Here is a 25,614-nt window from a genome sequence, read left to right as displayed (position 1 = left end):
CACTGACGCCATAAGCACGCAAAATGCAAGACAATACATTCGCCGAGGCGATCCAAATCGACAATATTTACGTTGGAGCGGCAACTATTGGGAGCAGTTATAAATAATTGATTGATTCGACCATATACTGTTGCTGGCAGGCTAGCTCCCTTGGGTTGGGTGCATTCAGAAGCAACTGGGCACCAACTGAGCAGTATCATGAGCCAACACATTTATCTTTGAATTGCGCTCAGATATCGCACTACCCGTCACTCTTGAGCTCTGGAGACTTGGTTGCCCGCAGGTGGCGTCGGTCAAATCGACATCGGTGTCGAGCATCAGACAGATGTCGCGAGCAGGCCCGCACGAACAGCAGATCGCGTCAGGGTTGGAACCATTCGCGCCGTTCATCGAACGGTTTGGTGGATGAAGACAAAAGGGGACAGATTTATTAACCAACTGATCATGCTCAGCGAATTGGCGGTGAAGCGAGTGCTGGATAATCTGGAGATGCCGCGGTAGCGGGCCTCGCAGCAGGCTCTAAGTAGGGCGCCGACTGTGCCGACGCCTTCGCGGGCAAGCCCGCTCCCACAGGGGTTTGTGTGGCTCACTCGGCTGCGTTTACACCGCTGAATTTGTGGGAGCGAGCTTGCTCGCGAATGCAGTTTGTCAGTCATCTAAGCTTCGACTGTCGGACTGCATTCGCGAGCAGGCTCGCTCCCACTCCAGATACGGTTTGCTCAGTTACGGGTGTGGTCTCTGTGCTGGCGTCATCGCGAGCAGGCTCGCTCCTACAGGGGGCGTTGAGGCTGGAACCAATCGTGGCGTTCGTTGAAGGTTTGCTGGATGAGGTCGGTGAGGGCCTGGATTTCGGGTGCGTTTTGTGAATCGGTGTTGATCGCCAGCCACGCGTGTAGCTGCATCGGTTCGGCGAATAATCCAGGCAATGCGATCAAACCACGATCGAAGCGGCTCATGTATGAGGGCAACAACCCAATGCAGGCGCTGCAGCGAATCATCTCTAACATCAATTCATAAGATTGCATCTGCACTACACCAGCCAAGCGCTGCTCGACCAACTCATTCCACGGTCGAAAACTCTCAACCCGCCGATCATGCTGCCATTGCACCAACATGAAGTCCGCCAGATCATCCGGTGTTTCTGGTCGTGCAGTCACGCGGCTGTAGCGCTTGGCGATATGGGGCAGATACTCAATCGGCGCAAGGCATTGCGGTTCGCTGGTGGCAAACGCTGGGCCGGGATTAGGGCTTTCGCCGGGCGTAAGCCATAGGACGATGTCAGCGCTGACCGCACGCAATGCCAGTTCGCTATCCAGCGCGATGATTTCCAAACGCAGGCTGGCGTTGCGGCGCAGCAGTGCGATGAGGTCGCGGCCGAGGATGTCGTGGAGGATGGATTCGGCGATGGCCAAACGGATCAGTGGTTGTTCGATGACCGGGAGTTTGCGTTCGTGGGCCAGGGTGATGAGTCGGGCCTGCAACTGTTGGCCTTCGCGGGTAAGGCTGAGGGCGCTGCCCTGGAAGCTGAACAGGCTGTGTTGCAGTTGCTGTTCAAGTTGCGCGAGTTGTTTGCGCAATAGAGTCGAGCGTACGTTGAGGCTGCGCGCGGCTTGCATGAAGCAGCCGCAGCGGGCACTGACGAGGAAGTATTGGGCGACTTCGTTGTCCATGGTCGCGGCCTGGTTGAGCCAGGGGTCGGGTCTGGATGGGGGCGATTGGTAATCAGCGGGGCCCGGGCGTCCTGCGGGTTCGGTGAATGACATTGATGACTCCCTGTCGATCTTTGTAGTTGCCTTGAGTGCGCCATAGACCCCTGTGGGAGCGAGCTTGCTCGCGAAAGCGTCAGCACATTCAACATATTTGCTGACTGATACTCCGCTTTCGCGAGCAAGCTCGCTCCCACAGGGGTTGTGGTGTAGGTGAAATCAGTGTTTTTCCTCGAGGATTTTGTTCAGTTCAGCGCCGTCGATGCTCAGGGTGGCGGTGTTGAGCATGCCGTCCAGGTAAGCCTGGGCGATCTGTTCCTGGCGTTGCGCGCGCAGGGCCTGGGTCAGTTGGTCGCGCAGTTCGTCCAGGGTTGCGGTGCGGGCCGGTTGTTGTTCGGTGAGTTTGATCACGTGGAAACCGGCAGCGCTTTGCACCGGATCTGACACGGCACCAACCTTGAGCCGCGCCACGGCGCTACGTACTTCCGGCACCAGTTGTGGCAATGGTTGCAGGCCGGTATCACCGCCCCGCTCTGCCGTCACGCGATCCTGTGAATATTGTGTAGCGAGCGCCGGAAAATCGGCCGGCGCTGCCTGAGCTTTCTTGCTCAACTCAAGTGCTTGCTTGCGCACCGTTTCCGCATTAGAAGCATCACTGACGCCAAGGAAAATCTGACTGACCCGGTACAGTGCCGGCGTCTGCCAATTGGCCTTGCCAGCGTCATACGCCTGTTGCAACTCAGCCGCGCTCGGATACTCCGCCGGCACCTGACTCACCGAGCGCAGATAATCACGAAAGACGATCTGCTCAGTCGCCGCTCGGGTCTGCCGGGCAACGTCCGGTCGTTGCGCCCAACCCTGCGCATCGGCCTGTTCCAGCACCGCTTTCTCGGCCAGTCGCGATCGAATCCAGCGCTCCAGCGCCTCACGATTGCCGCGCAGTTGCTCGCGGGTTTGCGCCGGGACAGTGGCCAGCAGGGTCTGCAATTCCTCTGGCGAAACCTGCTGGTTGCCCAACCGCGCGACCGCTGGCCCGGTTGCAACCGCCATCACCGGCGACGGCTGCTGGGCGGCGACCGGATCAGTCCCCGGCCGCAGCACCAGCGCCACGGCCACCACCAACAGCGCCACCGCTCCGGCACCGATCACCATGGCAGGCTTCTTCACAGCGCGACTTCCTCTTGTTCGGCGACCGCGGATTTGGCGGTTTGCGCAGCAGCGGTCTGACTGAAGTCGCGCAGGTAAACGATGAATTCCTGCAACAGGCGATCCCACAATTCCAGATTGCCGCGCAGGTGCTCGTTGCTCACGCCAGCAGCGACGACTACGTCCATTTCCATGACCAGAAACTCGCCCTGCAACGACAACCGCGCAAACCGCCGTGTCGCGTTCCACTGCTCGGCCACGCCCTGGGGCAAATCACCTTGCACGCGCAGGGCACAGCTGAAGGTGAAATCGACAAAGTTGCCCTGCTCCACCGCCGGATTGCCGAAACGCACGGCGTAGCCGATGCCTTGGCTGGCGCTGAGCAACTGGACGATGCCGTTCTGTTCGCTCTGGTTGACGCGATAACCGGCGGCTTGCAGGACGTCGGTCAGTGATTGCGGGGAAACGTGGGTGATCAATTGAGTCATGGCTTTCTTCCTTGTTATCAGTGAGCGATCGCGGCTTGCGGCGCGTCGAATTGGGTTTTGTAGAGCTCGTCGCCAAAGCCCTGCGCCAGTTCATCGAACTTGACCCGGGCGCTGCCGGCGAAGGGCTGGCGGATTTTCATCACCTCGGCGACGTCGATGTTTTCGTAGGCCGTGAGGATCTGTTTGGCGACGCCGTACATTTGCTGATTCTTGGCTGAACATTGCTGCACTTGTGTGTCACGTTCTGCCAGTTGCGCCTGTAGCTTCGCGCGCTCGGCCTCTTTGCCGCGAGCGAGGATCAGCAACTCGTCATAGGCTTTTTTGAACTTGCCGGTCTGTTCGGCACTGGCCGCCACTTGCGCCTGCGCCTGGCTGTGCAGGCTCTGTTGTTGCCCGGCCAGTTGCTCGGCCAATCCCTTGGCTTTGGCCAGTTCGGCAGTCAGTTGCTTGATCTGCGCTTGCGCTGCCTTGGCTTCGTTCTGCGCCGCCAGTTGTGCGGCGCTGGCCTGGGCCTGTTGGCTTTGCAGGGCCTGCAATTGCTGGGTGGTGCTGCGCAATTGCGTGCGCAAGCGTTCTTCCATGCCTTCGCCGTTCGCCCCGGTGGCGATCAACAAACCCAGGCCCAGCGCGAGAAAACGCGTGTTCATAAAGCTCTCCCGGCGCCTTAGAAGCGCGTGTTGATCTCAAGCTGCAAGACGTCGATGTCGAACGGCGCGCCGTACACCGCTTCGGTGCTCATCCAGCGGCCGGTGGCGGAAACGTTCTTCGCCAGGCCGTAGTTGCCGCCCATGAAATAGCCCTTGGCGTTGGTGCCGCCGAGGTGGAACGACGAGTCGTTGAAGCCGTCCGGCAAGGCGTCCGGCTGGATGTACTTGTAGCCGGCGAACAGGTTCCAGTCGCCTTTGCGCTTGAGGTCCAGCGCGTTGCCGAGGGTGAACTGCACCATCCACGCGTTGGCGCCGCTTTCGATCTCGCCGTTGCTGTCAAGGTTATTGACGATCTGCCCGGCGGAACGCTTGCGCATCTCGCCTTCGTCGTAGCTGAGGTTGTGGATGTAGTTGCCCTGGCTGCGCAGTTTGAAGTCCTGCGGCAGGTCGGCATCCCAGACCACGTTGAGATCGAGCAGGTTGAACTCGGACGCGAGGCCGACGAATTGCGGCTGCGGCGTGGCGCTCGGGTTGAGCGGATTCGGCGTGATGTCACGCAGCAGGAACACGCTGTTGCCCTTTTGCATGAACGCCGCGCGGGTGCCGTCGCTGTCGCAACCCGGCGCGCCGGCCCACGGTTCGCAGGGGCTGGAGCGCTGGCCCTGAATGTCGTCGAAGCGGTAATAGGCCAGCGCACCTTTGAGGCGGTTGTTGCTGTTGATCGCCCACTTCGCGCCGAGCTGCGCGCCGTACAGCCACTTGTTGTCGCTCTCTTCCTTGTCGAAACCGTTACTGCTGGAGGTGTCGTTGGTGTAATCCACCGGGAACGCGCCGACCGTACCGAACACGCCCCAATCGCGGTTGAGCTTGTGATCGAAGATCGCCGCCACACCGTCGAAATTCAGGTCGTTGGAATAGAGCATGTCGGTGGACATGAACGGGTTGGCGAAGCGCCCGCCAGTCAACGTCAGCTCTTCCATTGGCTTCCAGGTCAGATAGCCCTGATCGAGCCAGATGTCTTTTTTGGCGAAGCCGCCGCCGAGGTTCTGCGTGGTCGATACCGGGTTGTTGTCCGAACCGGTGCCGATGCGGATGCCCGCGGTCCACTCCTCCGAGATCACCGCTTTCATGCCCAGACGGGCGCGCAGGCGAAACAGGTTTTCGCGGTCTTCGCGGGTGTTGAGCAACGGCGGCAGGCTGGTGCTGCTGTTCGGGTTTACGTCGTACGGGCCGTTGTTGTTGAGCTTGGCGAAGTCGACGATTTCGTTGCTGTTGTTGCCCGAGTAGTAACGCGATTCGTCGCGCAGACGAATATCGCCGTCGAAACTGATGCGCGAGGCCCAGTCGGGGAAGGTATTCGGCGCTGCCCAGTTTTCCTGTTTGGCGGTGGCCATGACCTCGGCTTTGACCTGATCGCGGATCTGGTCACGCACCGCTGCCGGCACGTACTGCACGCGCACATCCCCCGGCGCGGCGACCGGCCCGGCCGCGACTGCGGTAGAAGCCGCCGCCTGTTTCGCCTGCGCCGCTTCGTTCTGCGCCTGGGCGATCAGCGCGTCGGCCTTGTCCTGTTTCAGAATGCCCTGCTCGACCAGCAAGCGGATCAGATTGATCGTGGCGTTTTCCGAAGGCGCAGGCGCTGCCACGGCTTGACCGGCCAGGGTCGCAATGACCATGCCGACCGCCAGGGACAATCGATTCACGTTGGAAATCATCTGCACACAACTCCTTTTGCCGAAGCTTGAATAAGTGAATTAGCCCGGACGCCGCCCTTGCAGGGACAGGCGCACGGGCAAAGTGATGGAGGCCGGAGGCCGTTCGCTAAGGGCTGGCGCACCGCGTAATGCGGCCAGCACTTGAGTATCGATTTGCGGGTTGCCGCTGGACTTGATCAGCTCGACGCGGGTGATCTCGCCGACGCTGCTCAGCCAGACATCGGCCTGCAGTGAAAACGCGAGGTTGCGCAGCTCGGGGTTCTCGCGCAGCAAACGCTGGAAGGTGAACGCGAGAAACTGGCTGTACGTACCCGTGCCCAAACGCCCGCCACCGGCTCCGGCCATGCCGCCGCCCTTGCCCGCGCCGATGTTGAAAGCGTCGCTGCCGGACTGCGCGTCGCCGTCCATTTGCATTGGGTTGGCCAGATCGTCCGCCGGCGATGGCGGCGCCTCTTCTTCAGGCTTGACCTCCTCCGGCTCCGGCGTTGGCTCGGGCTCGACGACCTTTTCTTCCACAGGCGTTTCCGGCTCTGGCGGTTTCTCCGGCGGCGGTGGTGGCGGTGGCGGCAACGGAATGATCGTCGGTACCTTCGGCGCTTCGCGACGCACGCCGGCCATGTCGTTGGCCCACTGCCAGAGGAACCACGCGGCGAGCGCGCCGACCAGCAATCCGGCGCCCCACTTCACATAGCGCAACGGCGAATTTTTCACAGGCGGCGGTTCGATCGGGAGTTGTGCGGTCATGACTCAGCCCTGACTCGGTTTGCCGGTGACGAGACCGACCTGGGACAGTTCGAGCCGGCGCAGCAGGTCCAGCACTTCGATGACTTTCTGGTACTGCACCGTCGCATCGCCACGCACGATCACCGGGAAGTCCGGGCTCTGCGCTTTCTCGATGCGCAGGCGTTCTTCCAGCTCGGCCAAGGTCACCGGATAGGCATCGAGAAACACCTGACCGCCGTCGTTCACCGAGATCGCCTTGGTCTTGGCCTCTGACAGCGACACCGACGCGCTGGCCTTGGGCAGGTTGATCTGGATCCCGGAGACCTGCGCGGTGGCGGTGAGGATGAACATCACCAGCACCACCATCAGCACGTCGACCAGCGGAGTGATATTGATGCTGTCCACCGCGGCATCGTCGTCATCGTCGTGGGAGGCATTTACGGACGCCATGTCAATGCTCCTCAGGCCGGTACGGAGTGGTGGGCGTGATGGCCGCGCTGGTGCGAGGCCTCACTGAACTGGCTCTCGCCATGCATTTCCGCCAGACGGGTGATGAACTCGTCGACGAACACGCGCATGTCGGCGCTGACTTCCTTGTTGCGGGTAATCAGGCGGTTGTAGCCAAACAGCGCCGGGATCGCGACGAAAAGACCCATGGCCGTGGCCAACAGCGCGGCGGCCATACCGGGAGCGATGGCGTTGATATTGACGTCGCCGGCCATCGCCGTGCCGAGGAACACCACCATGATCCCCAGCACCGTGCCGAGCAGACCGATGTAGGGGCCACCGGCGATGGCGTTGGACAGGGTCGAGAGTTTAGAACTCAGTTGCTGGTTTTCCCGGGTGCGCACGCCGTCCATGGAGCAGCGGATGGCTTCAATGGTGGCGGCGGAAACCGACGAGGTATCGGCGCCCTGCTCGCGGCGGGTGCGAATCTCTTTGACCGCCACCAGATACAGGCGCCACAGCGAGGAATGCTGCAGGCGCTGCGCCAGTTGCGCGTCGTCGGCGAACATCTCCAGGCGCGTGCCGACCTTGGCGAACTGCACGCGGAAGTCTTCGTTGGCGGCGGTGACGCGGCTGAGGCTGCGGTTCTTGCGCAGCATGATGATCCACGACTGGAACATCATCAGCACCAGCACGGCGATGATCACCCAGGCGTCGATTGGCACCGCGTTGAGCAGGAAACCGAGGCTGCCGAAACCGAATCCGGACTGTTCTTCATCGACGCCATAGGCGACCAGTTTCGACTCGGCGCCTTGCGAGGTGGCATCGGCCAGCAACAGCGCAGCAGGACGGGCGACTTTCGACAGGCGCAGTTCGTCGATGGCGCCAGCGAATGGCTGGAACGCGCCTTGCTGCAGATCGGCACCGATGGCCATGACCGAGTTGAACGCCGGCATCGCCTGAGCCAGTGCAGCGCTCTCGCGACCGTTAATGTAGAGGGTGACTTTCGAGCCCTCAGCGGTCAGCGCAACGTGTTGCCATTGCGCCGGAGTCAGTGCCTGGGTAGCAGCGGCGCGCTGGCCGTCGATTTCCACGAATGGCAGACCCTGGCTTACGCCGACCAACAGACTTTGCGTGCCTTCGCGTCGAGCGAGAATCAGTTGCTCGCCACTCGCCTGATCCAGACGCAGCCAGGCGCTGAAAGTGAACGCGCTACCAGCGTTGTGTTGCAGCGACGGACTGGCCGGCAGCAACAACGGCTGACCGCTGAACTGCAAGGCACGGCCGACGACGCCATCGATCGCTGTGCCGGTCGCGCTTTGCGCGGTGTTGCCGTACGCCGTGGTGTCTTTCGCCGGGGTGCCGGTGGCGCCGTCGAAGTGATACAGCGCGGTGTAATTCGGATCGAAGGTGAGTTGGCCGTTGCCGGTGGCCGGGGCTTTCTGGTTGCCGTAGTACATCCAGATGTCCTGACGCTGACCGCCCTCTACATTCGGCACATCAACCCAGATCAGCGCCATGCCCATCAGCGCATCGAAACTTTCGATCTGGTGGTTGAGCACGGTCTTGTCATCGGCGGCGACAAAGCGCAGATCGGAGCCGTCCTCTTTCACACCGTCGAAGGTGAAGTTGCCGGTGTGTAAGCGCACCAACAGCGCGGTGCGGCCAAGGGCCTGATTGATCGCCGCGCCTTGCGGGGTGGTGTCGACGGCAATCTGTTTGCGGTAATGCCAGTCGTCCTGCCACCAGGCCTGAGCCGTGGCCGGGAGCACGAAGCCCAGGCAGATCAACAACGAAAGGAAGAGGCGTTGCATGGACGTGCTCCGTTAGAAAGTGGCTTGAAGGTTGAAGTGCAGGCGCGATTCCTGCTTGGAGGTGTTCGGCCCTTCGAGTAGCGGGTAGCCCCAGTCGAGGCTGCCGGACAGCCATTTACTGAGGCTGGCGCGGGTGCCGAGGCCGACGCTGGCGAGGGCGTAATTGGCGTCCTGATCCGGCAGTTCGTCGCGCAGGTACAACTGCGCGCCTTCGGCGAAGGCATAGAAGCGCCAGTCCTGCATCCACGTGCCGGCAAATTTCGCCAGCGACGGGGTGCGCAATTCCTGGCTGAGCAGGTAGCCGTCATCGGCGGTGCGCTCGGCGGCCAGATAGCCGCGCACCGAGGTAGCGCCACCGGCGGAGAATTGTTCGTTGGAAACCAGCGGGCCCGAGGCCAGTTGGAATGCGGCTTTGCTTGCGCTCTGCCAATCGTTGTCGAAGGTCCAGGTGTAATTGGTATCGCCCTTGAGCACGGCGAAACTAGGTTTGGCGCGGTAGCGTTTGTAGTCGAAATCTTCGTCGTCGCTGCCGTAGCCGAATACGCTGCGGGTGGCGGCTACCAGGCTCAGGCCGAGGCCGAGTTGGCTCTTTTCGCTGTAGCGATAGCCGTTGTAGGCGAAGGTGAACGGCGCGTATTTGAGCGGCACCTTGTCGCTTTCGCCGGACAGGCTCAGGCGCTCGTCGAAGTCCTTGAAGTCGATGCCGGCCGACAGCGAGTTCGACCAGTTGCCGCTCGAGGGCAGCGTGTAAATCGCCGCGACGCCGTAAGAATGACCCTTGCCGAGCACGTTGCTGCCGCCGATGGTGGCGACATTGCTGTCGGACTGATAACCGGAGAACTGCACGCTCCAGCGCTCGCTCAGCGGCGCGGTGTAGGAGCCCGACCAGACTTTGGCGTTGTCGGTTTCCTGCGGCGCGGTGAAGAACGTCAGGTTGACGCTGTGACCGAGCTGCCAGAGGTTGTTGTAACCGAGGCTGGTGACGCTGCGCAGCTTTTCGGTGTCGGCGCTGTAGTCGTTATTAAGGCCCACGCTGGCCGTCCACGGGTTCTGGTCTTCGACCTGCAAGTCGACGTCCATGGTGCCGGGACGCTGGCCTTCCCGCACCAGTGGCATCACTTGCCGGCCGGGCGTTTTGTTGAGCTGCGCCAGTTCGCCCTGGACCTTGGCGAAGTCCGGCACCTCGCCTTCTTTCAGTGCCGGAACGTTGTCGCGGATGTCCAGCGGCGAATAGTGTTTGGCGCCAACCACGCGCACCCGGCCGACCTTGGTTTCGCTGACTTGCAGATAGACGATTCCGTCGGCCACGGCCTGCTCGGGCAACTCGACGAACACAGACTGGTAGCCGCGCTCCTGATAGGCCTTCTGCAACGCATCGCGCGCGCCTTCGATGTCGCCCAAGGCTTTCTGCGGGCCGAGAAACGGGTACACCGCTTCTTCGATCGCCCGCGCATCGAGCACGGTGTTGCCGCGCACGAAGTATTCGTTGACGTCGACCAGTCGCTGCGCGGCGGGCGCTGCTGTGCCCTCCTCGGCCAGCGCCGGTTGCGCGCCTGCCGTCACCAGCAGCCAGCCGCACAGCGCCAGCCGTGACGTGAAAATCCGTTCCACACTACCCCCTGAAATTCGCGATGACCTGTGGGCATTGGCGCCCGGTGTGATGCGTCAATTGCTGATCGTTGTGGCGCAGGCGTGCTTGCCCAGCCAGGTGTGCAACAGCGCGAAGTTCAGCGAGAACTCGGGCATTTGCAGCAAGGCGCCGCAGAACACTTCGCCGATGATTTTCTGAATCAGCAGCACCGCGCGCGGCTCGTTGAGCAGCGTGGCGATGTCGCGACTGAGGGCGGTGAAACTCCAGACTTTCTGGTTCAGGCCGAGGCCAACGAACCAGCGGAACAGCAGGTTGTAGTTCAGCTGTTCATAGAGTTGCTGTTCGCTGGGCACCGAATAGAGCAATTGCAGAAGCAGGATGTGCATGACCGTTTGCGCGGGAATGAGCATGCCGGGCGCGGTATTGAGGTCGTGCAGAAGGTCCTGGTGGGCGTCGAGCAGATCGTCGATCTGCGGGCGCAGCAACACCAGCGAATGGCCCGGCGGAATGTAGCTGGACACTTCTTTCAGGGCGCCCTGCCAGTCTTCCTGCGAGACGATCCAGACCCACGGCGCGCCGTAGCGATACACCGAAACCGGCTTCTTGCGCGCGGCTTCGACGATCTTCGACAAGCGTTGATCGAGCTCCTGCATGCCCACTTTCGAATAGCGTTCCATAGTCCCCATTGCCTCACTCCCGGCGTCCCGCCTCGGCTTGCAAAGTGCGCCCCGAAAGGCTCCTCAAGCGCGTTACACAGGCATGACCGGACTGGCAAAGGGCTACCGAACTTTTGTCATAAAAGCTTCATTACCGAAGACAGACTGACTGATTTAAACGATCGACCGTGGGAGCGAGCCTGCTCGCGAAAGCGCTGCGTCAGGCAATGAGGATGTTGGATGTGCCGCCGCCTTCGCGAGCAGGCTCGCTCCCACAGGGTGGACTGCGGTTGCACGGGTGCGTGACATTCGCATGACATTCACAGGGTTAAATCCCGGCCCGTTCAGGCGTATAACCTTCACAAGACTTTCAATCGGCACGCCGACATCAACACAGGGTAGTGACATGACCACAGCAAACATCCTTGGCAACCTGTTCCCTTCGGTCAGCGACATCCCGGAAAAATACCGCCTCGACGCTCAGGTCGAGCAGCGTGAATATCTGGTCGATGGCCAATTGCGCCGCTGGGACGGCCCACTCGCCACCGTGCGCAGCCCGGTTTATCTGAAAGGCGAAAACGGTGAAGATCAGGTGATCCTCGGCAGCACGCCGCTGCTGGATGCCGACACCGCCCTCACCGCCCTCGACGCTGCCGTTCGCGCTTACGACCGCGGGCAGGGCCTGTGGCCGACCATGCGCGTGGCCGAGCGCATCCAGCATGTCGAAGCGTTTCTCGGCCGTATGCGCGAGCAGCGTGAAGCCGTGGTCAAGCTGCTGATGTGGGAGATCGGCAAAAACCTCAAGGACTCGGAAAAAGAGTTCGATCGCACCTGCGATTACATCGTCGACACCATCAATGCCCTGAAAGAACTCGACCGCCGCTCCAGCCGTTTCGAACTTGAACAGGACACCCTCGGCCAGATCCGCCGCGTACCGCTTGGCGTCGCACTGTGCATGGGCCCTTACAACTATCCGCTGAACGAAACCTTCACCACGCTGATTCCGGCGCTGATCATGGGCAACACCGTGGTATTCAAACCGGCCAAGCTCGGCGTACTACTGATCCGGCCGTTGCTCGAGGCCTTCCGCGACAGCTTCCCGACCGGCGTGATCAACGTCATCTACGGCAGCGGCCGCGAGACCGTCAGCGCACTGATGGCGAGCGGCAAGATCGACATCTTCGCCTTCATCGGCACCAACAAGGCCGCCAGCGACCTGAAGAAACTGCACCCGAAACCACACCGCTTGCGCGCGGCTCTCGGCCTGGACGCCAAGAACCCCGGCATCGTTCTGCCCGAAGTCGATCTCGACAATGCCGTCAGCGAAGCGGTCACCGGCTCGCTGTCGTTCAACGGGCAGCGCTGCACCGCTCTGAAAATCCTTTTCGTCCATGAGGACGTGGTCGACAGCTTCATCGAGAAATTCAACGCCAGACTCGCCACACTGAAACCGGGCATGCCGTGGGACAGCGGCGTGGCGCTGACACCGCTGCCGGAGTCGGGCAAGGTTGATTACCTGCACGGTCTGGTCGCTGACGCGCAAAGCAAAGGCGCCCAAGTGGTCAACCCCAATGGCGGTGAGTCTCACGCCTCGTTCTTCTACCCCGCAGTGCTGTACCCGGTTAACCCGCAGATGCGCGTCTATCAGGAGGAACAATTCGGCCCGGTGGTGCCGATCGTGCCTTACCGCCACCTCGATACCGTCATCGATTACGTGCTGGAATCCGACTTCGGCCAGCAGCTGAGCATTTTCGGCACCAACCCCGTCGCGGTCGGGCGGCTGGTTGACACCTTCGCCAATCAGGTCGGGCGGATCAACCTCAACGCCCAGTGCCAGCGCGGCCCGGATACCTACCCGTTCAACGGCCGCAAGAACTCCGCCGAAGGTACGCTGTCGGTACACGATGCATTGCGGGTGTTTTCGATCCGCACGCTGGTCGCGACCAGGTTCCAGGAAAGCAACAAGGATCTGATCAGCGAAATCATTCGCGGACGTGATTCGAGTTTCCTGACCACTGATTACATTTTCTGACGAGGACCTTGCACTGAGTACGTTCAGCACCCACCGATGGCCACCGCTGTTGCGCCGTATCCTGCGTCCGTTACTGGACCCGTACCGGCGCTATCGTCACGCCCGCCTGATCCATTCCGTGCGGGTGGCATTGGGGTTGCTGGCGACGATTCTGCTGACCACTGGCATCAACCTGCCCCACGGTGAGTGGGCGTCGGTGACGATGCTGGTGGTGATCGGTGGGTTGCAGCACCACGGCAATATCGGCAAAAAAGCCGCCGAGCGCGCGATCGGCACGTTGATGGGTGCGGGGGTCGGATTGGCGTTGGTGGCACAACACGCCTGGCTGGGCATGCCGTGGCTGACGTACTTTTCCATGGCCGTGGTGTGTGGATTTTTCTCCTATCACGCGATCGGCAAGGGTGGCTATACCGCCCTGCTCTCGGCGATCACTGTATTTATCGTCGCCGGGCATGGCGACAATCCGATCACCGACGGCTTGTGGCGAGGCGTCGATATCCTCATCGGCATCGCCCTGGCTTTGGCTTTTCCTTTGCGCTGCCGCTGTACGCGGTGTACTCGTGGCGCTACAACCTCGCCGACGCCTTGCGCGACTGCGCCACGGTGTACGGGCGCATCATCAACGGTGAAGCGGTCAGCGCCGACGAACACGTACGGCTGATGAGCAAGGTGGGTGCGGTGATGGTGCAGTTGCGCTCGCTGATGCCCTCGGTGTCCAAGGAAGTGAAAATCTCCATGACCGAACTCGACGCGATTCAGCGCAACCTGCGCATGTGCATCAGCACGCTGGAAATTCTCGGCAATATCCGCCCCAACCTCAGCGATCCACAGGCCTCGGCACATCTGCAAACGGCGCTGAAGGCTGAGCACCGGCAGATTCGTGTGCAGCTGATCGGCATGGCCCGCGCGTTGAAAACCGGCGCTTCGCAGCGGCTGGATCGGCCGATGGAACTGCCAGCAGCGGAGCTCGATGCGCCGGTCGCCAATACGCTCGACGGCTACCGGATGCTGACGCGACAACTGGCGGCCAATATCAGCGAGATGCGCCAGCGTCTGGCAACCACTGCGCCGCGCTGGAACATCTGAGCGTTACTGCGCCGCCAGCCGCCGGGTTTTCCAGCCCCAACCTTGTTGCATCCCGGCGGCGGCCAGCAGGATCGCCGCCACGCCGATCCACTGGAGCAATTCGAGGCGATGACCGAAGGCGAACCAGTCAACGAATATCGCCGCAATCGGATAGATGAACGACAGCGCGCCGGTCAGCGCGGTCGGCAGTTTTTGAATCGCGCCGTACAGCAAAACGTACATCAGCCCCGTGTGAACCATGCCCAGCGTCACCAGACTGGCCCAGGCATCGGCGCCTTGCGGCAACGCGTCGAAATGCGCAAACGGCGCGAGCAACAGAATTCCGGTGCACACTTGAATCAACGCGATCAGGTGCGGCGGCGTGCCGGTCAGGCGCTTGATGATCAATGCGGCAATCGCGTACAGAAACGCTGCCCCCAGCGCCAGGGCAATCCCCATCAAGTAATCGTTACCCTCCTCACCTTGCGTGCCATGGGCGCTGACAATCGCCAGCATGCCCAGGAACGAAATCGCCAGCCAGAACAGCTTTTGCACGGTGATCTTTTCGCCAAGGAACAACGCCGCCAGGCCGACCAGCATGAACGGCTGCACGTTATAGACCGCCGTACCAATGGCTATCGAGGCGAGGGAATAGGACGCAAACAGCAGCACCCAATTACCGACAATCGCCGCACCACTGACCACGGCAAGAAGCAACGTAGTGCGAGTCAGAATCCCCGGGCGCAGGAAGCCAAACCCGGCGCAGATCAACAACAAGGTGCCGGCGCCGAATACGCAACGCCAAAACACCACGTCCAGCACCGGCTGCCCGGACACCAGCACGAACCAGCCAATCGTTCCAGATATCAGCATGGCGGCGGTCATTTCCAGCGAGCCGCGGCGGATTGCGTTGTCCATTATTTCTCTCCTGAGGCTGTGGCTAAAGCATGGCAAAAGTATGCCCAGCGGACGCAGTGCAGCTCCAGCGCATAAAGCAGGCTAAACTCGGTTTTTGCCTTTTTTATCGTGGGTGTTTTCCACTCATGGCCTAATCGGGACTTCGTACATGACTGACGATATCGACCAGATCCTCATCGGCGCGCTGATGGAAGATTCGCGGCGCTCACTGAAAGCGCTGGCGCAGATCAGCGGTTTATCGTCGCCCAGCGTGGCCGAGCGACTGCGGCGCCTGGAAGAACGCGGCGTACTCAAGGGCTACACGGTAGAAATCGATCCGAAATGCTTCGGCTATCAGTTGCAGGCGATCGTCCGGGTGCGGCCGCTGCCCGGGCAGTTGCAGGAGGTGGAACGGCAGATCATGTCGATCCCTGAGTTTACCGAGTGCGACAAGGTCACCGGGGAGGACTGCTTTATCGCCCGTCTGCACGTGCGCTCGATGGAGCAACTCGACACCCTGCTCGATCGCCTCAATACGCTGGCTGAAACGAACACGGCGATCGTCAAGAAGACCCCGGTGAAACGGCGACTGCCACCGATGGCGTAGGTGCCTTTTGTCATTGACCGGCGTAGATTGTGGTTTTTGCGGCTAAGGAATGGCGGTATGAAAATTCAGGCAATGCTGCTGGCGGCCCTGCTGCTCGGCGGTTGTGGCACGATTCAAACGGTGGCGCGTAATGATCAAGCTGCCGTGGATGGCCTCAAGGAACAAAAGAGTTATTGCGGCGCAGTGCCGAGAATCTACAGCGGCCTCGCCTATGACTTCTGCACGCTGAACGCACCGCTGGCCTCAGGTATCGATCCCGACGATCACCGCAACGCGGCGATCCCTGGGGTGCTGGTGGACGCCGTAGTGTCCGGCGCGCTCGACACCTTGCTCCTGCCCTACACAATCTACCGTCAGCAAGTGGATGGCAGCATCGTCATCAACTGAGCAGCCACTTTTCTGCAGACGATAAAAAACCCGCCGAAGCGGGTTTTTTTATTGCAGCTGCTTTGATCAGTCGTCGCGGCTCATGATGCCGAACAGTTGCAGCAGGCTGACGAACAGGTTGTAGATCGATACATACAGGCTGATGGTCGCCATGATGTAGTTGCGCTCGCCGCCGTGGATGATCGCGCTGGTCTGGAACAGAATGCACACCGACGAGAACAGCACGAAGCCGGCGCTGATCGCCAGTTGCAGGCCGCTGATCTGGAAGAAGAAGCTCGCCAGCGTAGCGCCCAGCAGGACAAAGAAACCGGCAGTGATGAAGCCACCGAGGAAGCTCATGTCCTTGCGGGTGATCAGCACGTAGGCCGACAGACCACCGAACACAAGCGCGGTCATGGCGAATGCCGAGCTGACCACTTCAGCGCCGCCCTGCATGCCCAGGTAACGGTTGAGGATCGGGCCGAGCAGGAAACCCATGAAACCGGTCAACGCGAAGGCGGAAACCAGGCCCCACGCGGAATCACGGAGTTTGTTGGTGAGGAAGAACAGCCCGTAGAAGCCGATCAGCACCACGAAAATGTTCGGGTAGCCGACACGCATCTGCTGGGCTACGAAGGCCATCACACCGCTGAATGCGAGGGTCAGGGCCAAGAGACCATAAGTGTTGCGCAGGACGCGGCTAACCTCTAGCTGCTCAGCCTGCACGCTGTTATTAACTGCGTAATCCTGTTCGCGCATGGCGACACTCCTGTTGGTTTGAAACGTTCAGTCGCAAAGATCATAACAGACGCTCTGTAACAAGCCATGCAGAGAGTTTGACAGTGTGTTTCATTCAGGTATTATGGCGCCCGCAACGCAAACGGAGGTGTGGCCGAGTGGTTTAAGGCAACGGTCTTGAAAACCGTCGACTGTAACAGGTCCATGAGTTCGAATCCCATCGCCTCCGCCATCTTATGTACGACAAAGCCCTGATTATTCAGGGCTTTGTCGTTTCTGCGAGACATGTTTACACAGCAGCGTTTGCGCATCTATTGAGTCATTTCTCAGCAGTGCCTCGTACACCTGAGGCGCTGCTGTCCAGATAGCCAATACGTACTCGCTCAACCAAGCGACTCAAAGACAGCCTCCGCACGCTGTTGCACCGGCGCCTGAGGTCTGAACATTTGCTGCCAGGCGAGCTGCGCCTGGACCCCGGCCACCGAATCCAGCACTTTCTGCGCCCAGCGATCATCCTCGGGATGCACCACGACCACCCGGAAGCCATGATCCTTGCCTTCAATCTGCACGCCCTCCGAATCATCGACATGCAAGTCGATATCGAACGCTGGCGGATACTTGGAAGGCGCATTCGACATCCCGTGCGCCGTCAGCGCACGGTTGTGCAGCACGCTGTTGACCACGCCGTCGACGCGGATACCGTACAGCGCCAACCAGCGCCTGATATAGGACGGCGTGCGCCCGGATGAGGTGTAGACCCAGACACTGCAATCCTGGCGACGCAGCTCTCGGATCAGCGATCGTGTGCCCATCCGCAACGGCTCACCCAACCAGCGATGAATACAGGCCGGTAGTCGACTGTTCTCGACTGCGCAGTGGTGGAGCTGGCAAGCGAGCGTGTCATCGATATCGAACGAAATCCGTATACGCTGACGTTCGAACAACTGCGGCAAAGCGCAGCGGATAGCCTGCCCTGCCCGGCTGCCGAAGGTTTTCAATCTGGCAAATGCTGGAGCCCAGCTCATCGCTGGCCACCCTGAGAGACAGGCAAAGGCTTGCCTTTGAGAAAGAACTTCATTGGATCGGGCGCCTGTTCTTCTAAGAATGCTGCATATTTTTTCTTGATCTTGGGCAATTCGTACAACGCCTTTACGCCATGCTTGGCGGAGTTGCGGATGACCGAGGACGGGTTGAAATAACCCTCGGCGTTTTCCAGCGTCAACACGAATGGAGGCAGCCCTGCCCGCATGAGCAAGTAGCTGACAATCAGCGAGCCACTGCGGTTATTGCCTTCGATAAACAGCTGCGGCTTGCTCAGAATACGCACATAGACACCCGCTGCACGCTTCCAGACTGACTCACTGCGATACGCGCAATACCAGTTGTACAAGTCCTTGATGCCGCCCTCGACGTTGTTGAAGAAATGCGCCTCGGTGGCTGACAGATGCTGAGCGTATTCCAGCCGACGCGCCGGATCCCGGCCACAAAGCACTGTGGCATTGATCTCCAGCATCAGGTTCAGTTGCTGCAGATCGAACAGGTCGACGCCGCGGGCAACATACTCGTCAACCAACGCATAGCCTTCAAGCACATTGTGCAGCACTTCATCAGTCAACGGGTCTCGGGGCTCGGTGAAGTGCCGGCTGAGCTCGGCGAAACGGCTCTGCACTTCCCGCAGTGCACGTTCAATCGCAGGCAAATCAAGACGATGCGTGGCAGGCATTGGAGCTCCTTGGAAACGCTTGGTAAATGTCCACCGGTGCCCGCCAAATCCATTTGGCTTGTGCAGGTAGGCGGCCGTGACCGGTGCTGTGAATTAGCTGAACTTGCCGCTGATGTAATCGCCGGTCATCTGTTCACGCGGGTTGTCGAAGATCTGCGCGGTCGGGCCCATCTCGACCAGATAACCGGTGCGTGTGCCCTGGGAAATATCCACCGAGAAAAACGCCGTGGTGTCAGCAACACGGATGGCTTGCTGCATGTTGTGAGTCACCAGTGCGATGGTGTAGTCCTTCTTCAACTCGACCATCAATTCTTCGACGCGTCGGGTGGCGATTGGGTCCAGTGCCGAACAAGGCTCATCCAGCAGCAGGACTTCCGGCTCAGTGGCGATCGCCCGGGCGATACACAGGCGTTGTTGCTGGCCACCGGAGAGCGACAGGCCGCTGACCTTGAGCTTGTCCTTGACTTCGTCCCACAGCGCGGCGCCTTGCAGCGCATGCTTGACGCGGTCGCCGATATCGCCTTTGTAGCGATTGAGGCGAAGACCAAACGCCACGTTGTCGAAGATGCTCATCGAGAACGGGTTGGGCTGTTGAAACACCATGCCGATGTAGCGGCGTACGACCACCGGATCGACACCCTTGCCGTAGACGTCCTGCCCGAGGAAATGCACATGGCCCTCGAAACGAAAGCCCTTCACCAGATCGTTCATTCGGTTGAGACTGCGCAGCACAGTGCTTTTGCCGCAACCTGAGGGACCGATGAATCCGGTGATCTTGTTTTTCTCGATGGGCACGTGGCTGTCACGTACTGCCATGAAGTTGCCGTAGAAAATCTTGTCCAGTTTGCAGTCCATGACTACAGGCGCCTGGGTGACAAACGGAGCGGCAATTTGCGCAGTGGATACGTTCAAAATCAGATGCTCCCGTTCTTAATACTTGGGCTTGCCGAAAATCCGGCTGATGATGTTCACGAACAGCACGATCATCACCAGCACCAACGAGGCCGCCCATGCGAGCTCGAGCTGGTTATCGAAAGGCATGCCGGAGAAGTTGTAGATCAGCACCGCCAGCGAGGCAGTCGGATTCATGACATCGAGATTGCCCTGGTGGTAGATCCAGTAGTTGCTGAACAGCGCGGTAAACAACAACGGTGCCGTCTCGCCTGCGGCACGCGCCACGGCGAGCATCACGCCAGTCAGGATCGCCGGCATGCCGGTCGGCAAGATGATTTTCCAGATGACCTGCGAGCGGGTGCAGCCCATGCCATAAGCAGCATCTTTCATGATCTTGGGCACCATCCGCATCGACTCTTCTGCGGTCAGCACCACGATAGGCAGCATCAGGACGGCGAGCGCCACGCCACCTGCCGGTGCCGAATACGTGCCGGTGGTCATTACTACCAAAGCGTAGGCAAACACCCCCGCCAGGATCGACGGCAGGCCCGTAAGCATCTTGGCGGCAAAACGCGCGGCGTTCCCTAGCTTGCTGTCCGGCCCCAGTTCAGCCAGGAAGATGGCCGCCATGATCCCGACCGGCACCGCGATCGCTGCGGCGATACCGACCATTACGAAAGTACCTGCCATCGCATTGCCGAAACCGCCGCCCATCTCGAAGCCGGTCGGCGGCAGTTCGGTAAAGACTTCAAGGTTCAGACGTGCGCCACCACGAGTGATCAGCATGTAGAGCACGGAAATCAGCGGCACGCTGGCCAGCAAAGCACCTGCCCAGACCAGGGTGGTCAGGATCAGGCTGCGCAGCGCGCGGCCCTCGAACCTGCGTTGCAAGCTGGGCATCGCACCGGTTGGCGCAGTCAGGTCTGTTGCTGCGGTCAGATCAGTCATCACTTGTTACCCCGTTGGGCGTACATCATGATCATCGAACCGAAAACGTTGACGATCAGCGTAATCAGCATCAGCACCAGTGCGGCATACATCAACACCTCGATCTCGTTCGGCCCGGCTTCTGGAAAGTTCAGGGCCAGCAGAGCGGCAAGCGTGTTGGCCGGTGCAAACAGCGAGAGTGAAATGTTGTTGGCATTGCCGACCAGCATGGCCAGCGCCATCGTTTCACCCAGCGCGCGCCCCAGGCCCAGCACCAGAGAGCCGAAGATACCGGTGGCGGCCGAAGGCACCATCACTTTCAGAATCGCTTCCCAATGGGTAGTGCCCATCCCGTACGCGGCCTGCTTGGTTTTCATCGGCACGGCCGTCAGCGCGTCCTGCGAAACGGCGGCAATGGTCGGCAGAATCATGATCGCGAGTACCAGACCAGCGGGCAGCAGGCCCGGACCGCTCAGGGACGTGCCGAAAAAGGGTATCCAGCCCAGTTCGCTGTTCAACCAGGTCGTCAGCGGCCGAATCGCCGGAATCACCACATAGATTCCCCACAGGCCATAGACCACGCTGGGAATGGCCGCGAGCAGTTCGACGATGGTACGAAAGAGCGCAGCGAGCTTGGTCGGCAGAAAATCCTGGGTCAGGAAAATCGCCATGCTCACGCCAAAGACACCGGCGATCAGCAACGCGATGAAGGCGCTGTAAAGCGTGCCCCAGATAGCCGGCAGGATGCCGTATTTGCCCTGGTTGACGTCCCACACGCTGCCCAGAAGCACATCGAAGCCGTGCTTCTCCATACCGGGAAGTGCCTTGCGTCCGACTTCGAACACCAGTGCAAATACCAGCGCCAGAATCAGTACCACACCGATGCGTGCGAGCGCGCGGAAGGTGCGATCAACCAGGAAATCCTTCGTCGAGGGTGGCTGGCAGGCAGAGTCGGGGTTAACCGGTACGACAAAAGGTTTGTTCATGGGCTAAGTCCGGAACAGGGGGAAAACTCTCCCGGCGTGGCGCAGACGCACACGCCGAGAGAGACCTCACGGCGTTACTGAATGTTGGCGGACGCTTTGCGAACCTGTTCGACGACCGATTGCGGCAACGGGATGTAACCCATCGAATCGGCAATCTTCTGCCCCTCGGTCAGGCTGTATTCGACCATTTCACGCATGGCTTTGGCCTTGGCCGGGTTGCCATTGTCCTTGCGGAAAATCATCCAGGTATAAGAGGTGATCGGATAGGACTTGGCACCGTCCGGATCAGGCAGCCAGGCCACCAGGTTTTCCGGCATCTTCACCGCCGCCAGGGCCTCGGCACCGCTTTCGGCGTTTGGCACGACGTAATTGCCAGCCTTGTTCTGCAACTGGGCAAAGTCGACCTTGGCCAGCTTGGCGAAGCCATATTCGATGTAACCAATCGCACCTGGGGTCTGGCGCACGGTAGCGGTTACGCCATCGTTTTTCGGCGATTTGATGAACTTGTCACTGGCCGGCCAGTTGACGGTGTTGCCCTCACCCAACGCCTGCTTGAACTCGGCGTTGACGGTTGCCAAGTGCTTGGTGAATACCGCGGTCGTACCGCTGGAATCTGCACGCACGACAACGGTGATTGGCGTATCGGAGAGTTTCAGGTCCGGGTTGGCTGCGGCGATCTGCGGATCGTTCCAGCGCGTGATCTTGCCCAGGAAAATGTTGGAGTAGACGTCGCGTGGCAGCTTCAGCCCCTTGGGATTGCCCGGCAGGTTATAGGCCAGCACGATTTCCCCGGCGGTCATTGGCAGCAACTGCACGCCTTCGGCGACCTTGGCGATATCTTCGTCTTTCATTGCCGAGTCACTGGCAGCGAAATCTACGGTTTTGTTCAAGAAGTCCTGTACGCCCGCGCCACTGCCCTTGGATTGGTAATCGACAGTGACGCCATCGGATTTCTTGCTGAAATCCTTGAACCAGGTCAGGTAGATCGGCGCCGGGAAACTTGCTCCGGACCCCGTCAGGCGAACATTTTCTGCTGCAAAGGAGGCCGAGGTGGCACAAAGAGATACCGCAATGGCGAGCGCAGCAGACTTCATCAAACTTTTCATTAAATGACACCTAGTGATTACGGGCTCCCGAACTCTGCAGCAGTTTTGTGACGATTTCATGAAAGCAAAGTGGCAAGCGTTACCCTCATGGTCCGCAGCAGCGCATATGTATGTCGGCTTCCGGGTTTCGAAAAATCGAATCTTCCTGTGCGGCGCTTGTCCCTACTCCCTGATCCCGAGCAGTCACGTGCCAGGTTCACATTGCAAAAACGCTACTTTTCCCCAGCCTTTATGGCCCTCAACCGGAAATGGCGTTAGCATTTCACCCATTGGGCTGAACAAGCCTGTTTTTTCAGATCAGGGTCGCATTGTGGAAAAGCTAAAACGCCTTCAGAGCGGGATCGAAGGGCTCGACGCGCTGCTTCAGGGGGGCTTTGTCGCCGGCGCTTCGTACATCATTCAAGGCCGCCCGGGTTCCGGCAAAACCATCCTTGCCAACCAGCTCGGTTTTCACCATGCCCGTAACGGCGGTCGTGTACTGGTCGCCACGTTGCTGGCCGAGTCGCACGACCGGCTGTTCCAGTTCCTGTCGACGATGAGTTTTTTGATTCATCGCGAGTGGGAGCCGAAATTCAATTTGTCAGCGCATTCGATACGCTGGAAAACGAAGGCCTCGATGAAGTCGTGAAGCTGCTGCGACGCGAAATCACTCGGCAGAAGGCGACCGTCATGGTCGTCGACGGCCTGCTCAATGCACGCTCCAAAGCCGACTCGCCGATCGACACGAAAAAATTCATCTCCGAGCTGCAAGGCCACGCAGCCTTCGCCGGTTGCACCGTGCTGTTTCTCACCAGCTCACGCCTGGATGACGGCAGCCCGGAACACACGATGGTCGACGGCGTCATCGAAATGGGCGAAGAGCTTTTCGGTACCCGTTCGGTACGCCGCATTCATTTGCGCAAGACTCGCGGCAGCGGCGCGTTGACTGGCCTTCACGAATGCGAAATCACCGATAACGGCCTGGTCGTCTATCCGCGCCTCGAAAGTCTCTACAAGCGCCCTTCCGCCCCTGACAGCGCGGACATGACGCGCATTCCAAGCGGCATTGCGTCGCTCGACGAGATTTTCGGTGGCGGCTTGCACAGCTCCAGCGTCACGCTGGTCATGGGTCCTTCCGGCATCGGCAAAACCACGCTGGGCCTGAAGTTTCTGGCGCAATCTACGGCCGAAGCGCCTGGCCTGCATTTCGGTTTCTATGAAAGCCCGCAGCGCCTGCGCCTGAAAGGCCGTTCGCTGGGCATCGATATTGAACACATGGAACACAGCGGCGCATTGAGCATTGCCTGGCAGCCAACAACGGAGGGTTTGCTCGACGGCCTCGGCGCACGCCTGCTGAACCTGGTCGATGAAAAAGGCATCAAGCGCCTGTTCATCGATAGCCTGAGCGGCATGACACGGGTGTCAACCACACCGGAACGCATCACCGACTTTTTCAGTGCATTGATGAACGAACTGCGGTCCAGAGGCGTGACAGTGTTTGCCTCCTGGGAAATGCGCGATTTGTTCGGCTCCGAGGTCAGCGCACCGAACTCTGACCTGTCCAGTATTGTCGACAACCTGATACTCATGCGTTTCTTTGAGAATCACGCTGAACTTCGCAGGACGCTTTCCATTCTTAAGGTACGCGATAGCTCCTACAACCCGTCGCGGTTCGAGGTGGTTGTCCGTGATCAAGATGTGTTCCTGGAAAAGGCTTTGAAAAATGAACCTTCAGTCGCAGCTGAGTCATTGCCTGGTTCAATTTCGTAAGTCTTCAAGCGGGTTGAAATAACATGACCACCATCCTGGTAGTCGACGACGAGTATCTGATTGCTGACATTCTTGGCTTTGCGCTTGAGGATGAGGGCTTCATGACAGTGACCGCCAGCAACGGCAAGAAAGCGCTCGAGGTGCTGGAAAGAGAACGTCCGGCGCTGGTCATCACCGACTTCATGATGCCGATCATGGACGGCCTCGAATTCGCCGAAGCCGTGCGTGCCCAGCCGTCCGTCAAACACTTGCCGATCATCCTCATGAGTGGCGCGCAAGCGCACATCGGCATGCAGCGCTCGGATCTGTTTGATGTGGTGGTGCCCAAGCCTTTTGATATTGCGATGATTGTGGCTGAGGTGAAGAGGCTGTTGGGCTCATAGATACTCGACGACAAAGGCAATTTCGGCATTGGCATCGCCCGCTCGCATTTGCGCATTGGAAGGCTCGATGCGCACGAAGCGGGCTTGCAAGGAAACGGATGCATTACCGCCGCTCGATGTTGGCGCTTTCATTATGTAATTCTGGTTCAGCTTGAGTATCGTCCTGTCACTGAAGCGCATTTGCAATGCCAGCCCTTTGGCAGTGGAATTACTGTTGAGGTGTACCACGCCGGTATCAGCGCTCCATGCAGGGCTGCCCGCAGTGGGCGAAAAGGAGTACCTGAAGTTATTGATTCCGGGAGGACAGTTTTTCATATCAAGAAAGAAGTATTTCTCCTTGGCATAGTCACCGTTCTGCAAAAAATCGCTCATGGTGTAGCTGCCCATATCCACTTTCACATCAGGCGTTTCACAAGACTGCGAGACGATCCGCGTGCCATTTGTATTCATTGCCAGAGGCTCGATTTCTGCAGCGACGAAGGTCCCAAGTTGGCCTGAGGGTATCGTCGCACTGCCGGAAATAGTTCCCGTCTTTACAAAACGCAAGATGTGCTCAGAACCATTCCAACCCCAACCGCCAGCAGTGTCAGTAGTTCCTGGAAAGCCTTTCCACGCTTTCCCCGATGGCGGTCGGACCCATTGCCAGCCGATTCCGGTATTTCCGATAGGAAAAATCTCCGCGCCCGGCTGAGTAACGCCGACAGTATTGCGTACACCTTCGTTGTGTACCGCAGAGCACCTGAATGAGCTGGGTATGGCGCTCAGGGACACGATCGGGCTTTCATAGATAACCGTGCCGTTGGGCGTGTCACGAGGCACCGAGATCGTGGCTGGAAGAACCACCCTGACACTGCCCTTGGAATGGTCGGGATAAAATTCGCAAACTGCAGCCATTGCGTTAAGTGACAGTAAATACAAAAACCCGATAATTAAAACATGGGAAAACTTCATAGCAATCTCTCTGAACTCGCCGTGCTTGCAAACAATTGAATGGCGGACGATTGCGTGAACTATCAGCAGTAACGCCACCAAAACGGCAGCAGACGATAATGAAAAAAAGGAGCTTGAGCAAAAAGTTTATTTATTCGCAAACAAGACAATTCTCATGGATCCACAAAAAACTTAAGATAGTCGGGTTAAACAATAAACCTTCTGCGAATTCTTTAACAAATGTTAGCCGTTATCGACATACGCAAATAGAGCACAAT

Annotated in this window: 23 protein-coding genes, 1 tRNA gene and 2 pseudogenes; 7 read left to right on the top strand and 19 right to left on the bottom strand. The window is 59.5% G+C overall.

Going from position 1 to position 25,614, the window contains the following annotated elements; all coding sequences use genetic code 11:
* Window positions 1-770: 770 nt before the first annotated feature.
* From ACZZZ4_RS21995 to ACZZZ4_RS21950, 10 genes are all read right to left on the bottom strand, one after another.
* A complete protein-coding gene (locus tag ACZZZ4_RS21995) occupies window positions 771-1,763 on the bottom strand; it encodes a LysR substrate-binding domain-containing protein (protein WP_463548759.1) in 993 nt (330 codons plus the stop codon).
* Between the two features lie 162 nt (window positions 1,764-1,925).
* Complete coding sequence (locus ACZZZ4_RS21990) at window positions 1,926-2,873, bottom strand: peptidylprolyl isomerase (protein ID WP_463548758.1); 948 nt, start codon at window positions 2,871-2,873, stop codon at window positions 1,926-1,928.
* Window positions 2,870-3,340 (bottom strand): YbjN domain-containing protein, encoded by a 471-nt coding sequence (locus tag ACZZZ4_RS21985; RefSeq protein WP_463548757.1) that lies wholly within the window; start codon window positions 3,338-3,340, stop codon window positions 2,870-2,872. Before ACZZZ4_RS21985 ends, ACZZZ4_RS21990 begins: the two co-directional genes overlap by 4 nt.
* Window positions 3,341-3,357: 17 nt before the next feature.
* Window positions 3,358-3,987: a DNA repair protein gene (locus tag ACZZZ4_RS21980; protein ID WP_463548756.1), complete on the bottom strand. Its 630-nt coding sequence runs from the start codon at window positions 3,985-3,987 to the stop codon at window positions 3,358-3,360.
* A 17-nt stretch (window positions 3,988-4,004) separates the two neighbouring features.
* Window positions 4,005-5,702 carry a putative porin gene (locus ACZZZ4_RS21975; RefSeq protein ID WP_463548755.1) on the bottom strand — a complete coding sequence of 566 codons (1,698 nt, stop codon included), beginning with the start codon at window positions 5,700-5,702 and terminating at the stop codon, window positions 4,005-4,007.
* 39 nt (window positions 5,703-5,741) lie between these two features.
* A complete protein-coding gene (locus ACZZZ4_RS21970; protein ID WP_463548754.1) occupies window positions 5,742-6,446 on the bottom strand; it encodes an energy transducer TonB family protein in 705 nt (234 codons plus the stop codon).
* Between the two features lie 3 nt (window positions 6,447-6,449).
* Window positions 6,450-6,875: an ExbD/TolR family protein gene (locus tag ACZZZ4_RS21965; RefSeq protein ID WP_003201710.1), complete on the bottom strand. Its 426-nt coding sequence runs from the start codon at window positions 6,873-6,875 to the stop codon at window positions 6,450-6,452.
* Between the two features lie 11 nt (window positions 6,876-6,886).
* Window positions 6,887-8,686 (bottom strand): DUF2341 domain-containing protein, encoded by a 1,800-nt coding sequence (locus ACZZZ4_RS21960; protein WP_129998651.1) that lies wholly within the window; start codon window positions 8,684-8,686, stop codon window positions 6,887-6,889.
* Window positions 8,687-8,698: 12 nt separating this feature from the next.
* On the bottom strand, window positions 8,699-10,297 hold the full coding sequence (locus tag ACZZZ4_RS21955; protein WP_463548753.1) for a ShlB/FhaC/HecB family hemolysin secretion/activation protein: 1,599 nt from the start codon (window positions 10,295-10,297) through the stop codon (window positions 8,699-8,701).
* A 54-nt stretch (window positions 10,298-10,351) separates the two neighbouring features.
* Window positions 10,352-10,963 carry a transposase gene (locus ACZZZ4_RS21950; RefSeq protein ID WP_080769391.1) on the bottom strand — a complete coding sequence of 204 codons (612 nt, stop codon included), beginning with the start codon at window positions 10,961-10,963 and terminating at the stop codon, window positions 10,352-10,354.
* 376 nt (window positions 10,964-11,339) lie between these two features.
* On the opposite strand from ACZZZ4_RS21950, the gene ACZZZ4_RS21945 reads away from it, so the two are divergent.
* Both ACZZZ4_RS21945 and ACZZZ4_RS21940 read left to right on the top strand, forming a co-directional pair.
* Entirely contained in the window at window positions 11,340-12,965 is a 1,626-nt protein-coding gene (locus ACZZZ4_RS21945; RefSeq protein WP_463548752.1) for an NADP-dependent glyceraldehyde-3-phosphate dehydrogenase, read from the top strand.
* 46 nt (window positions 12,966-13,011) lie between these two features.
* A pseudogene (locus ACZZZ4_RS21940) lies at window positions 13,012-14,051 on the top strand (FUSC family protein).
* Between the two features lie 3 nt (window positions 14,052-14,054).
* Here ACZZZ4_RS21940 and ACZZZ4_RS21935 read toward each other — a convergent pair.
* A complete protein-coding gene (locus tag ACZZZ4_RS21935; RefSeq protein ID WP_463548751.1) occupies window positions 14,055-14,948 on the bottom strand; it encodes a DMT family transporter in 894 nt (297 codons plus the stop codon).
* 148 nt (window positions 14,949-15,096) lie between these two features.
* On the opposite strand from ACZZZ4_RS21935, the gene ACZZZ4_RS21930 reads away from it, so the two are divergent.
* The gene (locus ACZZZ4_RS21930; RefSeq protein WP_007955121.1) at window positions 15,097-15,534 is read left to right on the top strand and encodes an Lrp/AsnC family transcriptional regulator; all 438 of its coding nucleotides are present in this window, start codon (window positions 15,097-15,099) and stop codon (window positions 15,532-15,534) included.
* 57 nt (window positions 15,535-15,591) lie between these two features.
* Window positions 15,592-15,921 carry a YceK/YidQ family lipoprotein gene (locus ACZZZ4_RS21925; protein ID WP_415762581.1) on the top strand — a complete coding sequence of 110 codons (330 nt, stop codon included), beginning with the start codon at window positions 15,592-15,594 and terminating at the stop codon, window positions 15,919-15,921.
* Window positions 15,922-15,987: 66 nt separating this feature from the next.
* Here the strand turns inward: ACZZZ4_RS21925 and ACZZZ4_RS21920 are convergent, their stop codons facing one another.
* Window positions 15,988-16,659 (bottom strand): Bax inhibitor-1/YccA family protein, encoded by a 672-nt coding sequence (locus ACZZZ4_RS21920; protein ID WP_008006561.1) that lies wholly within the window; start codon window positions 16,657-16,659, stop codon window positions 15,988-15,990.
* Window positions 16,660-16,782: 123 nt separating this feature from the next.
* Between ACZZZ4_RS21920 and ACZZZ4_RS21915 the strand changes: the two genes are divergently transcribed.
* A tRNA-Ser gene (locus ACZZZ4_RS21915) sits at window positions 16,783-16,870 on the top strand.
* A gap of 151 nt (window positions 16,871-17,021) precedes the next feature.
* Here the strand turns inward: ACZZZ4_RS21915 and ACZZZ4_RS21910 are convergent.
* From ACZZZ4_RS21910 to pstS, 6 genes are all read right to left on the bottom strand, one after another.
* Window positions 17,022-17,663 (bottom strand): hypothetical protein, encoded by a 642-nt coding sequence (locus ACZZZ4_RS21910; protein WP_463548750.1) that lies wholly within the window; start codon window positions 17,661-17,663, stop codon window positions 17,022-17,024.
* The gene (locus ACZZZ4_RS21905) at window positions 17,660-18,361 is read right to left on the bottom strand and encodes a hypothetical protein (protein WP_415762583.1); all 702 of its coding nucleotides are present in this window, start codon (window positions 18,359-18,361) and stop codon (window positions 17,660-17,662) included. Before ACZZZ4_RS21905 ends, ACZZZ4_RS21910 begins: the two co-directional genes overlap by 4 nt.
* 93 nt (window positions 18,362-18,454) lie before the next feature.
* Window positions 18,455-19,216: a phosphate ABC transporter ATP-binding protein PstB gene (gene pstB, locus ACZZZ4_RS21900; RefSeq protein ID WP_016774591.1), complete on the bottom strand. Its 762-nt coding sequence runs from the start codon at window positions 19,214-19,216 to the stop codon at window positions 18,455-18,457.
* A gap of 75 nt (window positions 19,217-19,291) precedes the next feature.
* Entirely contained in the window at window positions 19,292-20,203 is a 912-nt protein-coding gene (gene pstA, locus ACZZZ4_RS21895; protein WP_016774590.1) for a phosphate ABC transporter permease PstA, read from the bottom strand.
* A complete protein-coding gene (gene pstC / locus ACZZZ4_RS21890) occupies window positions 20,203-21,168 on the bottom strand; it encodes a phosphate ABC transporter permease subunit PstC (protein WP_463548749.1) in 966 nt (321 codons plus the stop codon). Before pstC ends, pstA begins: the two co-directional genes overlap by 1 nt.
* 74 nt (window positions 21,169-21,242) lie before the next feature.
* A complete protein-coding gene (pstS, locus tag ACZZZ4_RS21885; protein ID WP_463548748.1) occupies window positions 21,243-22,274 on the bottom strand; it encodes a phosphate ABC transporter substrate-binding protein PstS in 1,032 nt (343 codons plus the stop codon).
* A 310-nt stretch (window positions 22,275-22,584) separates the two neighbouring features.
* On the opposite strand from pstS, the pseudogene ACZZZ4_RS21880 reads away from it, so the two are divergent.
* Window positions 22,585-24,023: pseudogene (locus ACZZZ4_RS21880) on the top strand (ATPase domain-containing protein).
* Window positions 24,024-24,046: 23 nt separating this feature from the next.
* Window positions 24,047-24,406: a response regulator gene (locus tag ACZZZ4_RS21875; protein ID WP_463548747.1), complete on the top strand. Its 360-nt coding sequence runs from the start codon at window positions 24,047-24,049 to the stop codon at window positions 24,404-24,406.
* Here the strand turns inward: ACZZZ4_RS21875 and ACZZZ4_RS21870 are convergent.
* Entirely contained in the window at window positions 24,401-25,357 is a 957-nt protein-coding gene (locus ACZZZ4_RS21870; protein ID WP_463548746.1) for a fimbrial protein, read from the bottom strand. The genes ACZZZ4_RS21875 and ACZZZ4_RS21870 overlap by 6 nt on opposite strands.
* Between the last annotated feature and the right edge of the window lie 257 nt (window positions 25,358-25,614).

It is taken from the genome of Pseudomonas sp. AC252 (assembly GCF_979258105.1).
Note: the sequence above shows the minus strand (reverse complement) of the source record. Positions and strands in the feature narration are given on the sequence as shown.

What these genes read in the sequence shown, in the direction of transcription:
- ACZZZ4_RS21995 (WP_463548759.1), bottom strand. Translation starts at nt 1,763, where the DNA reads ATGTCATTCACCGAACCCGCAGGACGCCCGGGCCCCGCTGATTACCAA.
- ACZZZ4_RS21985 (WP_463548757.1), bottom strand. Translation starts at nt 3,340, where the DNA reads ATGACTCAATTGATCACCCACGTTTCCCCGCAATCACTGACCGACGTC.
- ACZZZ4_RS21980 (WP_463548756.1), bottom strand. Translation starts at nt 3,987, where the DNA reads ATGAACACGCGTTTTCTCGCGCTGGGCCTGGGTTTGTTGATCGCCACC.
- ACZZZ4_RS21975 (WP_463548755.1), bottom strand. Translation starts at nt 5,702, where the DNA reads ATGATTTCCAACGTGAATCGATTGTCCCTGGCGGTCGGCATGGTCATT.
- ACZZZ4_RS21970 (WP_463548754.1), bottom strand. Translation starts at nt 6,446, where the DNA reads ATGACCGCACAACTCCCGATCGAACCGCCGCCTGTGAAAAATTCGCCG.
- ACZZZ4_RS21965 (WP_003201710.1), bottom strand. Translation starts at nt 6,875, where the DNA reads ATGGCGTCCGTAAATGCCTCCCACGACGATGACGACGATGCCGCGGTG.
- ACZZZ4_RS21960 (WP_129998651.1), bottom strand. Translation starts at nt 8,686, where the DNA reads ATGCAACGCCTCTTCCTTTCGTTGTTGATCTGCCTGGGCTTCGTGCTC.
- ACZZZ4_RS21950 (WP_080769391.1), bottom strand. Translation starts at nt 10,963, where the DNA reads ATGGGGACTATGGAACGCTATTCGAAAGTGGGCATGCAGGAGCTCGAT.
- ACZZZ4_RS21945 (WP_463548752.1), top strand. Translation starts at nt 11,340, where the DNA reads ATGACCACAGCAAACATCCTTGGCAACCTGTTCCCTTCGGTCAGCGAC.
- ACZZZ4_RS21935 (WP_463548751.1), bottom strand. Translation starts at nt 14,948, where the DNA reads ATGGACAACGCAATCCGCCGCGGCTCGCTGGAAATGACCGCCGCCATG.
- ACZZZ4_RS21930 (WP_007955121.1), top strand. Translation starts at nt 15,097, where the DNA reads ATGACTGACGATATCGACCAGATCCTCATCGGCGCGCTGATGGAAGAT.
- ACZZZ4_RS21925 (WP_415762581.1), top strand. Translation starts at nt 15,592, where the DNA reads ATGAAAATTCAGGCAATGCTGCTGGCGGCCCTGCTGCTCGGCGGTTGT.
- ACZZZ4_RS21920 (WP_008006561.1), bottom strand. Translation starts at nt 16,659, where the DNA reads ATGCGCGAACAGGATTACGCAGTTAATAACAGCGTGCAGGCTGAGCAG.
- ACZZZ4_RS21910 (WP_463548750.1), bottom strand. Translation starts at nt 17,663, where the DNA reads ATGAGCTGGGCTCCAGCATTTGCCAGATTGAAAACCTTCGGCAGCCGG.
- ACZZZ4_RS21905 (WP_415762583.1), bottom strand. Translation starts at nt 18,361, where the DNA reads ATGCCTGCCACGCATCGTCTTGATTTGCCTGCGATTGAACGTGCACTG.
- pstB (WP_016774591.1), bottom strand. Translation starts at nt 19,216, where the DNA reads ATGGACTGCAAACTGGACAAGATTTTCTACGGCAACTTCATGGCAGTA.
- pstA (WP_016774590.1), bottom strand. Translation starts at nt 20,203, where the DNA reads ATGACTGATCTGACCGCAGCAACAGACCTGACTGCGCCAACCGGTGCG.
- pstC (WP_463548749.1), bottom strand. Translation starts at nt 21,168, where the DNA reads ATGAACAAACCTTTTGTCGTACCGGTTAACCCCGACTCTGCCTGCCAG.
- pstS (WP_463548748.1), bottom strand. Translation starts at nt 22,274, where the DNA reads ATGAAAAGTTTGATGAAGTCTGCTGCGCTCGCCATTGCGGTATCTCTT.
- ACZZZ4_RS21875 (WP_463548747.1), top strand. Translation starts at nt 24,047, where the DNA reads ATGACCACCATCCTGGTAGTCGACGACGAGTATCTGATTGCTGACATT.
- ACZZZ4_RS21870 (WP_463548746.1), bottom strand. Translation starts at nt 25,357, where the DNA reads ATGAAGTTTTCCCATGTTTTAATTATCGGGTTTTTGTATTTACTGTCA.